Annotated in this window: 13 protein-coding genes; 6 read left to right on the forward strand and 7 right to left on the reverse strand. The window is 36.5% G+C overall.

Annotation, left to right across the window (positions count from 1 at the left end; translation table 11 throughout):
* The first annotated feature begins 388 nt into the window (after positions 1-388).
* Positions 389-1,957, forward strand: a complete 1,569-nt coding sequence (locus FTV42_RS14525; protein WP_159124549.1) for an ATP-binding cassette domain-containing protein — start codon at positions 389-391, stop codon at positions 1,955-1,957.
* A gap of 213 nt (positions 1,958-2,170) precedes the next feature.
* Here the strand turns inward: FTV42_RS14525 and FTV42_RS14530 are convergent, their stop codons facing one another.
* Entirely contained in the window at positions 2,171-2,473 is a 303-nt protein-coding gene (locus tag FTV42_RS14530; protein WP_179995781.1) for a hypothetical protein, read from the reverse strand.
* Positions 2,474-2,546: 73 nt separating this feature from the next.
* The gene (locus tag FTV42_RS14535) at positions 2,547-3,065 is read right to left on the reverse strand and encodes a plasmid replication DNA-binding protein (protein WP_179995782.1); all 519 of its coding nucleotides are present in this window, start codon (positions 3,063-3,065) and stop codon (positions 2,547-2,549) included.
* A 1,077-nt stretch (positions 3,066-4,142) separates the two neighbouring features.
* Between FTV42_RS14535 and FTV42_RS14540 the strand changes: the two genes are divergently transcribed.
* From FTV42_RS14540 to FTV42_RS14550, 3 genes are all read left to right on the forward strand, one after another.
* Complete coding sequence (locus FTV42_RS14540; protein ID WP_180009727.1) at positions 4,143-4,427, forward strand: hypothetical protein; 285 nt, start codon at positions 4,143-4,145, stop codon at positions 4,425-4,427.
* A gap of 198 nt (positions 4,428-4,625) precedes the next feature.
* The gene (locus FTV42_RS14545; protein ID WP_163143596.1) at positions 4,626-5,777 is read left to right on the forward strand and encodes a hypothetical protein; all 1,152 of its coding nucleotides are present in this window, start codon (positions 4,626-4,628) and stop codon (positions 5,775-5,777) included.
* A gap of 105 nt (positions 5,778-5,882) precedes the next feature.
* A complete protein-coding gene (locus tag FTV42_RS14550; protein ID WP_257222496.1) occupies positions 5,883-6,665 on the forward strand; it encodes a hypothetical protein in 783 nt (260 codons plus the stop codon).
* 25 nt (positions 6,666-6,690) lie between these two features.
* On the opposite strand, the gene FTV42_RS14555 is transcribed toward FTV42_RS14550, so the two are convergent.
* From FTV42_RS14555 to FTV42_RS14565, 3 genes are all read right to left on the reverse strand, one after another.
* On the reverse strand, positions 6,691-8,337 hold the full coding sequence (locus FTV42_RS14555) for an IS66-like element ISAba16 family transposase (RefSeq protein WP_001094417.1): 1,647 nt from the start codon (positions 8,335-8,337) through the stop codon (positions 6,691-6,693).
* Between the two features lie 74 nt (positions 8,338-8,411).
* Positions 8,412-8,747: an IS66 family insertion sequence element accessory protein TnpB gene (gene tnpB / locus FTV42_RS14560; RefSeq protein WP_000618091.1), complete on the reverse strand. Its 336-nt coding sequence runs from the start codon at positions 8,745-8,747 to the stop codon at positions 8,412-8,414.
* On the reverse strand, positions 8,744-9,127 hold the full coding sequence (locus FTV42_RS14565) for a transposase (RefSeq protein WP_001055589.1): 384 nt from the start codon (positions 9,125-9,127) through the stop codon (positions 8,744-8,746). The genes tnpB and FTV42_RS14565 overlap by 4 nt, the downstream gene beginning before the upstream one ends.
* Positions 9,128-9,371: 244 nt before the next feature.
* On the opposite strand from FTV42_RS14565, the gene FTV42_RS14570 reads away from it, so the two are divergent.
* Both FTV42_RS14570 and tenpIN read left to right on the forward strand, forming a co-directional pair.
* Positions 9,372-9,902, forward strand: a complete 531-nt coding sequence (locus FTV42_RS14570; protein WP_179996726.1) for a hypothetical protein — start codon at positions 9,372-9,374, stop codon at positions 9,900-9,902.
* A 256-nt stretch (positions 9,903-10,158) separates the two neighbouring features.
* The gene (gene tenpIN, locus FTV42_RS14575; RefSeq protein WP_179996725.1) at positions 10,159-10,647 is read left to right on the forward strand and encodes a type III toxin-antitoxin system TenpIN family toxin; all 489 of its coding nucleotides are present in this window, start codon (positions 10,159-10,161) and stop codon (positions 10,645-10,647) included.
* 75 nt (positions 10,648-10,722) lie between these two features.
* Here tenpIN and FTV42_RS14580 read toward each other — a convergent pair whose 3' ends face one another.
* The gene (locus FTV42_RS14580) at positions 10,723-11,037 is read right to left on the reverse strand and encodes a BrnA antitoxin family protein (protein ID WP_180039132.1); all 315 of its coding nucleotides are present in this window, start codon (positions 11,035-11,037) and stop codon (positions 10,723-10,725) included.
* Positions 11,024-11,311, reverse strand: a complete 288-nt coding sequence (locus FTV42_RS14585) for a BrnT family toxin (RefSeq protein WP_005244631.1) — start codon at positions 11,309-11,311, stop codon at positions 11,024-11,026. Before FTV42_RS14585 ends, FTV42_RS14580 begins: the two co-directional genes overlap by 14 nt.
* Positions 11,312-11,510: the final 199 nt, after the last annotated feature.

The following is an 11,510-nucleotide window of genomic DNA, read 5'->3' on the forward strand; positions in this document are numbered from 1 at the left end:
AACATATCAAACCGTCCGCTTCGATAATCGCAAAAGCGCATATTCTAAAAGCGGACATTTTTACTTTGGAGAAACCGGACATTTCTACTTTGGGCTTACAATCTCGTTTCGCATAATCGCCATTATGTTAAATAACTTTTAGAAGCTTTAGTACAAGCTTGACAGATTGTCTTATCATTATAAAATAACCTTATTCAAATCATCCTCCCAAGAGTAACGCCAATGAAGTAAGTCATTTTCTCATCATTATTTTTAAACTTTTGATGTGCAAAATAGATTCTACTTGTGGCTATATATTCTTGGTCTCTACTTTATATCCTAAATAATATATTGTTTTTTATAAGTTAATCTTCACTATTTTGCATATCCTCTACATGAGGAATTTTTTATGCAACATGCATGTATTGCTTCAAACTTAAATTTAGAATTTTCTACACAGAAAATGTTTGATCAGCTAAACATTACGCTTTTATCAGGACAGGTTTCTGCATTAATTGGACGTAATGGTTTAGGTAAATCCCTATTGTTCAGAATATTAGATCAAAGCCAAGCTTTAGATATTCATTATAGTGGTCAAGTTTCATGGAATATCCAACATGATTATTTGGCACAATTAGAACGCCTTAATGCTGAAAATATTGCACAAGCATTAGAGGTAGATCATTTACATCATGCTTTTCGGCGTATAGAGAACAATACAGCTAGTTTTGATGATTATGAGTTAGTTGAAAATACCTGGGATTTACCACAAAAATGGCAAAATATACTTGAAAATGCTGACTTACCTACGGATTTGAACTTTCCAACAGAAAAACTGAGTGAAGGACAAAAAACAAAGCTGGCTTTATGTCGTTTGTTTTTAAAAAAGGATCACTATCTACTTTTAGATGAACCAAGCAACCATTTAGACTCAACATCTAGACAATGGTTAATTGAGAGTATTTTGGCACACCCTAGTGGTGTATGCCTGATTAGTCATGATCGCCAATTACTCAATCAAGTCCAACATATTTATGCTTTAACTGAATTAGGCTTACAACACTACAAAGGTAATTATGAGCATTACATTCAACAGCATCAGCTACACATGGATGCATTAACTCAGTCTATTAATAATGAGAAAAAAGAATTAAAGCAGTTAAAACAACGGCAACATGATAGCTTAATGAAAGCGAATAAACGTCAATCTAAAGGCAATGAACTTCGTGATTCTAATTCTCAAGCAAAGATTTTTCTAGATTTCAAAAAGGAAAATGCTGGACAAAGCTTAGGTAAGCTACGTGCCCAACAAACTCGACAAACTGATGATTTGAAAAATAGTCTGATTAATAGGCAGACCATTGTAGAAAAAATCAAAGCTCAGAAGTTTGAATTCCACTTACAGAGTACGAAGCAAGGAGAGATTTTAAGAATTCATGATTTAAAGCTACCCCATACAGCAACAAATAAAATTAATTTTGCATTGAAAGCTGGCGAAAAAATCCATCTTAAAGGTGCTAATGGAATTGGTAAATCAACCTTATTGAAATTGATTTCTACCCATCAACGTGATGATATTTTCTTTAGTGGAACATGTTTGTATTTAGATCAAAACTTTAGTTTATTAAATAATGATTTATCCGTAATCGAAAACCTTGCACTTTATAACTCCAATCTTACTGAAGTTGAGTGGAGAAATTTGTTAGGTCAGTTACGTATTCGTCGTGAAAAAGCTTTATTAAAACTATCAGAACTGAGTGGTGGTGAAAAATTGAAAGTCGCATTATTAGCAATGAGTCACTATCCTGATGGTATTGATTTATTATTGCTTGATGAACCAGAAAATCATTTAGATATTGAGTCTAGAGAGCTTCTATCGCAGGCTATTAGCCAATATCAGGGCGCTGTAATTTTAGTTTCACATGATCATTTTTTTGTTGAACAGTGTGAAATATCTGAAGAGTATTTAATTGAGTAAAATGACATTTTCAAATATATAGATTTATTAGTTCTACTAAAATTAACATAATACACCTTATACGAAATGCGTTATAATTTTCTTTAGAAATCAATGCTGTAGTTTCTAGTTGATAGCCCAATCACACCCGATTGGGCTTTTTTTATGATTTTTCATGTTTCACGATCAAAAAACAATCAATGTTCCACGGTTTTGTTTAGCTTTGGCGAATAATCAATGGATGCCATTGAAGCCTCTTAGGTCTTCCGTTTTCTCAAAAATGAAGTCTCTGCGATCCAGGATTAGACAGTTTTTATTGTGTCGTCTAATTGATCGTGTTGCCTTACTGATGTCGTGACAATCCCAAAATCGCTCTGTTCCTGTGATTGCCGCTATGGGGTGTGCATCTTGTGCAATATAAATCAGGGAAACTACTATTTGTCTGCCGTTTTCATAGCGTTTCCTGGCGAATACAACATGATGTGCAATCTTAAGAAATTGGACTGTAGATTTATTTAAGCGTTCTTGAACAGACATAACTTATCTCCAAAAGCATAAGTTATTATATCAACTAATTTACAACTAATTTACAACTAACTGTTGTTTTATATTAGCCATAAGGTTTAAAAAAACGGCTCCAGAACCCCCTTTTTTCTAGTTCTGGCTCAATATGTTCAGGGACAGGAATACGTTTATTCCCGATGACCTCTGATTCCTTAGGAGGCATAGCTATGACGTCCTCTTTTTCTTCTACCGTGGATTCTGCCTGTTTTGATTTTGGATCATCAGATTGCGTTGTATTGGTTTTTGGAGCTTCCAATAGTCGTTGCATAGTTTCAATTTGATTTTGATAGAAGCTTTCTCTATTTTTTGCATCATCCAACTGATTTTTTAGTATGTCTATCTGCTGTCTAAGTAGTAAGACTTCTGCCGAACTTGGACTGTCTACTTTTACAGATTCTTTTACATCGGTTTTTTTAGCAGGCTCACCAAAAACACGAATAGCTTCTGAAAAATCAATTTTATTATCAGAATTTTTACTTAAAATTCCTTTATTTATATGATTGTAAATTGTCTGTCTATTTATGCCGTAAAGCTTGGATAATTCAAGAACTGAAAGACTTTTCATGTTGTAAAGTGATGCCTATTGTTGTCTAAAGTCACTGTCTAATAGACTGTAAAATTTACAGACTGGATAGATATAGTTTTACATATATACCATCTGATTTTATCTAATATTTAAATTGTTGTATTAACTAGACTGTCTAAAAATCTTGGACGGGTTTATAAAAATTAATCAAAAACAAATAGATATTGGTGTATTTAATTTGAGCAAATAACAATTTTTTTTTGAAAAAGAGTGAAACTTATTTTTTAATGAAAATAGAAATTAATCAAATAGATGTAGATGATTTTTTAATAAGAAATTAGAAAGAGTGAAAGTTAAGGGCTTGAATTGAGTAAAAAAAAACCGCTGACACCTTGCAGTATCAACGGGTTTTTCTTATATTCAGCGGTACGCAGTTATTTGATGTTGACGCATCAGATAACGAAGATCAGCAGAGCTACCAACTCGTGCAGATTTCACCAAAGGCTTGTACCTGTTCGCACATTTTAACGTTATGAGCAGTAATTTCAAGTCAAAACATGAATTACTTCGTTATTGAATCGTTTTGTGTCCATTAAATAAGCAATCTTGAATTCGAGCTTTGCCCGCTTCTGCGTGTCCGTTTATTCGGGTCTAGGCATGTGGTGTGGGTGGATGGAATAAAGCGACGCTAGCGCACCACAGCGATTGTTTTACAGTAATGTAGAGCAGGAGTTGCTACTAGGGGATATCGACAAAGCAACAGCGTGATGAGTAGTTCAGGGATGCTTTAAATTGTATGTTGGGGAAACCCTCGCAGAGAGAAGTGACCTGTTCGGTTTGAGAACGTGTCGATGCGGTGTGTGAATCGTAATCTCAGCCTGTGTAGGAAAGCACAATTACCTACTGTCGTGGACGACCGATGCGTGGCTCCGTCAGCCCAAATTGGTGTTCGGCAATACTTTAAGAGCAAGCAATTTTTTGTAAGCTCTTAGGGTGAGTATTGCCGAAACTCTCTCAACATTCACCATCAGCCCAGAGTAAAACGAAGGCTGTGGAGAATGTTGAGAGAGTGAGAGCATTAAAAAAAATATTTTTATAAAATTAAATGGTGATGATATGAAATCTACTTTAGAAGATCTTGAATGGTTTGAAATGATGTTTATTGCAAATCATAGAGGTATAAAAACGCTAACATCTCAAATTAAAGAAGTTCGTAAAGAGTTAAAAGAAAAAGAAGCTTTAGTAGATCCTAAGGATGAATCTATTCAGAGTCTAAAATTGATTTTGAGTCATTTATTAGATTCCAGAAAATTTTTGAAAGAATATGAGCAAAAATTTGATCATATGCTGGGAATGCAAAGAATGTTTAGTGTTGATCTTGAACTTTTAAAAGATTTTTAGTCCTGGATTATTCGGGTATTGGAACTCTTATTTATACATTTACCAAAATTGATCAAAAAAAACGCTATTTTATAAAAATGGTGTTTTTTATTCTTTTTTAATCAAAGATAAACTTTTATGCTTTCCGCATAAAAGGTATATTTTGATTAGATAATGATCTACTACACAACAACGAAAACAGACTGTCTTCTCAGTCTTATGCAATGCATTTCGAATGGAAGGGCTAAGTTTTGGTTTTCTGATACTGTGCTTTTTTCAAAGTTCCATCATGTGCTTCCAAAATTAATTTTGAAGTATGGCCTCGATCTGACTGAATCTGAGCGTAAGAAAAAATCGGACTACGGGGAACCAGTATGGAGTCTGGTCATCAATTATGATCCAGCCAAAAGTGAGGTATTCCAGTTTTGGTTATTTACCACAGGCTACAGAGAAGCGCGAAGAAGTAAGCTGACGCTAAAAGAAATACTCGCCAAAAATTCGAGCATGGTACAGAAGCAAAAGTTGAATAGTCTTTTGACAACCAAAAGAGAAAAACTGTTGCACTATGGGGATTATGTACTGGGACAATACATTGAGTTTAGTGATCTTAAGCCACAATTTTCTCGGGTTTATTATCATCCTGAACGCTTTGGCGTTATTTTTAATGTTCATGCCAAGCGTGTAAAAACTATTGATAGTAACCAAGATCTGGTTTATCGGGTGTTTAAGCCTTTTGATGCATCTGATGTCAGGCGTTTTTCCAGTATTCAACGTATTTTCGGCTTTGCTTTTTTAGAAAATGAACATACACGTTGGAATCAGGCATCCGTGAGTGCATTTTTACTGCAACGGTTTGGAATTAAATTTAACGATGACGTGAGCTATAACGAGCGGTTGAAAGAGCTAACTCGTGCATTACGCGGGGTTCGTAAAAAGCATTTGGAGTTTTTTCAACGATATTCTCAGAAGAAAATCCGTTTTACCTGGTATCTATCGCAAGAATTTATGCAGTCGGCAACGCGGGAGTTGAATAAAAAAATTGATTTAATTTCGACTGAACAGGCTGATCGTTTGAAAGAAGCCACTTTTAGATTGAGTTCTAAGGGAACTTTTCATGGTACACGTCATCAAATTGGCACGTTACAGGCTAAAATGAGATCGATATTAAATGCCCGAAATCCCGAGCAGAAGAAGCTGAATCAAATGTATTTTCCAAAAAACTTACACTATGTACGCTTCACTGCCAAGAAGGCTTGGAGTATGAAAGAGTTTGAAGTGGCTTGTCGAAATGCAGATCAGATTTATTTGAATAAACGGAATAAGCGAAAGCCTAAAGATCAACGATTAAGAAGAGACAGAAAAAAATGCTAAAGCTTTTTTTCTTAAATTTCGCATAAGAGATTTTATGTTAAATAAAGCCTTTTAACTGACTAAAACTTATGAAAAAATGTATTTTTAATTCTTAAAATATTAAGTATGCATTCTTTAGCTCCGTACACTATAAGAACTTATGATCAGCAATATTTTAGACTTCATAATACTTATCCTCCTTTAGATAAGATTTTAGGTCGATTAGATCTTTATACGATTTTTAAGGATTGTTTTACTGAGAAAGGTATAGACTTTCATATAGTTGAAGATGAAAAGAAAATTTACAGAATCGTTGATCTTCAAGTTGATGATAAAACTAGAATTATTAAAGGTTTTTTACAACAAGGAAACTACGGTCTTAGGTCTGATATTATAAATATTGACACAGGAAAAATAGATTATGCAAAGACAGAAAAAAATGCTGAATTAATTAATTACTATTTTTATCTAAAAATTCCTCTTTCATATAATGAAGGCTTTGCATTTTTTCAGTGCTATAAAAGTGTAAGTGCTAAAACACTGATTTTTAACATTCTATATAAATATTACAAAGAAAAAAGCGGACTAGTATTACAATTTAAATCATTAACAGATGATAAATCTTTTGATGAATGGAAACAGAAAGCACAGGTGAAAGAAATTAAACTGACTAAATTTACAGGTATCGATGATAAAGCTCAGAGAATCTCAAATTTAGGTCATCGAGAGAATATTGAAACAGTATTAATGATGAAGCCTAAAAAAGGTAATTTCGGCTTGTTAAAAAACTTTCTCACGCCTAATACAGATCAATTTAAAGCCGTAGAAGTGTGGGAAGAGGAATGTCAGCAAGTTAAGACAGTTGTTAGTTTAAATGGCAAAAGTAGGACTTTTACTGTCGGTAGGTAAGCGTCCGCTGAATCCCATACCAATTTTAATTCGATTTAGGTTTCCAGCAGTGTGGCAGTAACTCTTCAATCTGGGTCACTTTATGTGTCGGCAGCCTTTTCAGCACATCACTTAAATAGGCATACGGATCCAAGCCATTCAGCTTTGCTGACTGGATTAAAGTCATGATATTCGCCGCTCGCTGACCACTGCGCAGCGAACCTGCAAACAGCCAGTTCTTGCGCCCCAACGCCCAGGGACGCATCTGATTCTCGACCCAATTATTGCAAATAGGTAGATTGCCATCATCCAGATAGCGGCTTAAAGCTGGCCAACGCTTCAGAGTGTAATTGATGGCCTTGGCGGTGGGAGAACTCGATGGCACTGTCAGATGATGTTGGTTGAGCCATTCATATAGTTGTTGCATCACTGGTTGACTATGCTGTTGTCGGTATTCGCGGCGGTCTTCCGCTGTACCATCGGTCTTTTTCCTGAGCTCTGCTTCTATCGCATACAGTTTCTGAATCAGCACTAATGCCTGTTCAGCGACCTGACTTTTCCCAGTTACATGCAGTTCATGGAATTTACGACGTGCATGGGCCATGCAGCCCACCTCAATGACCTGGCCTGATTTAAAGCGTGCTTTATAACCACTGTAATCATCACAGACTAGATAACCCTGCCAGCCTTTCAAGAACTCTGCAGCATGCTGGCCTGAACGACTATCCTGAAAGTCATAGATCACCGCCTGAACTGGATTGTACTGTGTAGTGGCATAGGCCCAGACATAACCTTTCTTCGGTTTTTTATCATTCTCACCCATCCGCATGATGGTGACCGGTGTTTCATCTGCATGCAGCACCTGCTGTTGTAGTACCACCTCTTTTAAGGCATTGGCTAGAGGTTCCAGTTCTACACCGCAGCGACCTATCCAGTCAGATAAAGTTGATCTAGAAAGTTCGATTCCCGCCCGCTGATAGATCAGACGTTGACGGTACAGCGGCAAATGATCGGCATATTTCGATACCAGCACATGGCTGAGCAGTTCAGGTGAAGCAATGCCTTTATCAATCACATAGGCGGGCATCGCTTGCTGAGTCAGGGTGTCACACTGATCACAGACCCATTTGCCACGCACATGCTGTTCCTTATAGAACTGTGCCGGTCTGAAATGCAGTTTTTCACTGACATCTTCGCCGATACGACGGAGTTGGCAGCCACAAGCGCATTGGGTTGATGCAGGTTCATGCTCAATACGGATGGTGTGTAGATGATCTGGCAGTGGTCGACGTTTAGGTTTATTGGTTTTGGCTTTCTGTGTCGCTGCATCGGTTTTATCTGCATTTAGCCGTTCCAGTTCTAGATCAACCGCAGCAATATCTTCTTCAACCGCTTCATCCCACAGGTGGATTTGTTTTGCAGTGAGATGTTCGTTTTTACTGCCGAATTTGTGCTGTTTAAATAGTGCGAGTTCATGCTCGTATTTTTGATTGAGAATAGAAAGATGTTGAACTTTAGAATCTAATTGCTGATTGGTGACTTCAAGATGTTGAACTTTGGCATCCAATTGCTGGTTTGATTTTTCTAATTCTTGATTTGATTGTGCTAGAGACTGATGCTGCATCGCCAACTGCCTGGTGAATTCCAGCAGTTGTTCATGGGTCAGTTGGCTTAAGTCAGGCAGCGTATTCATGACCGCAGTATGCCTGAGGTCATGAGAAGAATGAAATAGAACGTTTGGAGAATAGCAGAATGGAACAGCCTGGTTTAAAGCATCGTCACCACCTGCTGTCGTCCAATGCGCTGCCAGGGCAAACCTTGGATCAGTGCCTGTAACTGTTCCGGGCTGAGGGCCACGGTTTCACCTTGGTGAACTTGAGCCCAGTGAAATTTGCCCTGTTCCAGCCGCCGGGCACACAGCCAGATGCCCAGTCCATCATGTACCAGTACTTTCATACGATGGCCACGTTTATTACAGAACAGGTAAGCACAATGCGGTTTGATGTAGCCAAAGGCTCTCACCACCTGAGCCATGGTCGTATCCATACCTGCACGCATGTCCATGGGCTGGGTAGAGAGCCAGATTTCATCAATGCGGATCATGTTGCAAGTGCCTTGAGTAATTCTGCCAAGGCAGGTATTTCTGATGTCTGCCATTTTAGCTGAATATCATTATTCGTATGAGGCACGGTGATACACAACGTGATCCTCTCATCAATAGGTTGGCTGATTGCAGCAGTGTAAGGCAAAGCAATAAATGCTGGATTCACATGAGTAGGATCCTGCACGGCACCCTCATGATGGCTGAAGATCCTGATCCAACGACTGACAAGGTTGGCATTAATACTATGTTGCAGTGCGACCGAAGCGATCGAGGTATTAGGATTTTTACAGGCATTGACAATACTGAGTTTGAATTCTTTGCTGTATGTTCTGCGTTTTTTAGCAACAGGAGGTGTTGCTGAATATATATCCATGTTCATGGATTAAGTCCCCACTTGTTTTTAGGTGGGAACTAAATTAAGGCTTATAGGATCGCTTGGTAAGGCTGTGTTAGCCGGATGCTTACGTCGGTAGGAACCAAACAACGGCACTATGTGAGATAGAAGCTCCAGACTATATTGAAGTACAGGGAGGTTTACCAACTCCTGAAGCTTTGGAAAAATGGTTTGAAGAAATTGATCAAGAGTTCACTAGAAGTTTATATAAGCCTTAAGGATATAGACTATGAGTAATCGCATTAATATCTGTGACATAGTGGTAGGTCACTTTCGAACATTGCGTCAAACTCGTAACAATAAAATAGGAATTTTAGAATTTCTTGTATTCATTGTGCTTCCAATAATTTTATCAGTTAGTATTATTTTCATACCATTGAATGGGAAGGAAATAATTTCTTTACTGGTTAATTTAGGTTCAATATTCTCAGCTTTACTTTTATCAGTTCTAGTTCTAGTTTTTGACCAAGAACAAAAACTGGAAGAAAGAAGAGAGTTAGCTGAAGAGAAAGAAAAAGCGATTGATCCACTCTTTGATATTAAGAAGTCGGTATTAGAAGAGCTTTATTACAATATTAGCTATTCCATTTTATGTTCTATTGTCCTTGTTTCTTTATGCCTAATTTATACATCAATCAAATATATAACTATATTTCATGGTTATATGTTGAAACCATTGATAGTTTTCATTCTTATAAACTTACTTCTTAACATATTGATGATTTTGAAAAGAATGCATACATTGCTTGTAAGTAGATGATATATAAATATTAAATTATGTTTAAGAAGAATTTGAACCTAGCCTTTAGTACGTTTTTTATTGACTAATATGTGTATTCATATATATTAGTAGATAGATAGCTTGTGGGGTAGGAAGATCCTCACGTTAAACTCTCAAATTCCTTGTATATCATGTGGGGTAGGAAGATCCTCACGTTAAACTCTCAAATTCCTTGTTGCTATCTAGAAAAGCCTCGACAAATGTCGAGGTTTTTTGCATTTAAATGGAAATATATATGCAATTAAAGAAGTTAAATACCTCTTTCTACACTGGAAATCCGATAGTCCAACATGCATTGGATTACTATGCTCTGGATAGTAAATGGGATACAACCAAAGGACGAGGACATGGAGTAGTAAAAATAACTATAAATGATCTTACTTTTGCAATTCCTGTTAGATCTCATGTTACTCACAATGCTTCATTAATTCTTGAGGTAAATAGAAAAGTTAAACATATTAAAGGAATGGGGCTAGATTATTCGAAAGCACTACTAATCAAAGATGAATCATATATTTCAGATGAAGTATTTGTGCTTAGGACAAAGGAAGCTGGTAAAAAGTTAGCTGGTAAGGAAGCACATATAACAAAAATGTTTATTGGTTATGTAGAAAAATATATTAATGCGGTTAAAAAAAAGGATCAAAACATCCTAAGATCAGCTGAATATATAGAAACTACTCTGATTAATTATCACGAAGAATTAGGAATTTCTCAGCAATAAGAAATATTAAATTTTTCTAAAATTAACATAATACACCTTATACGATATCAAAAATGGGAGCCTAAGCTCCCATTTTTATTGATGTTTTTTTAAATCTTCTAACATTGCTTCTCGCAGAATTTCATTCATTCGTGTTTGATAGCCTTTACCTTGAGCTTTAAACCATGCAAGTACATCAGCATCTAAACGGATGGAAGTCTGTTGCTTCACTGGGCGATAGAATTGATTATGGCGTACAGCATTGCTCCAGTCGGTAATTTCAGGAATATCTGAGAGATCTAGCTGATCATCAGGAACCGTCCCTTTAGCAAGCAAGCGTTGAATTTCAGCATCTTGCTTGTCGCTGAATTTTTCATTCAGTTCTTTGCGTGAGTATCTAACCATGCTCATATCTATCTCGCTCCGCCTTAGTGACTTGTCTTGCACTAATGATTCGTATGATTTCACAGTCATCTTCATCAAAAATGGTGTGAGCTACTAAGAGCATTAGTACGCCTTTTACTTTCCCAATGGTCTGCCAACGTTCTTCACCATCGGTATGTCTGTCCTGAATTGAGATCCTCAGTGGATCATCAAAAACAAGGCTTGCCGTTTCGAAAGAGATATCATGCTTTTTCTGATTCTTTCGATTCTTAGCCTCATCCCATTCAAAATACTGTTCCATAAAAAACATTCAAATTTGTATATACAATAATGTATCACAAAATTGTATCACTCAAGTTGAGAAGCGTAATTTTTAGTCAAATTTATTGGCAAGAACTATCAAAACTGCTCATAAAAAAGCCGACTTGTTTCCAAGTCGGCTTTTGAACATCATCGAGCAAATAATTTATATCATAAGTTTTTGATTTTTATATTTTTCA

The sequence above is a fragment of the Acinetobacter sp. YH16052 genome (assembly GCF_013417155.1).
GTDB lineage: Bacteria > Pseudomonadota > Gammaproteobacteria > Pseudomonadales > Moraxellaceae > Acinetobacter.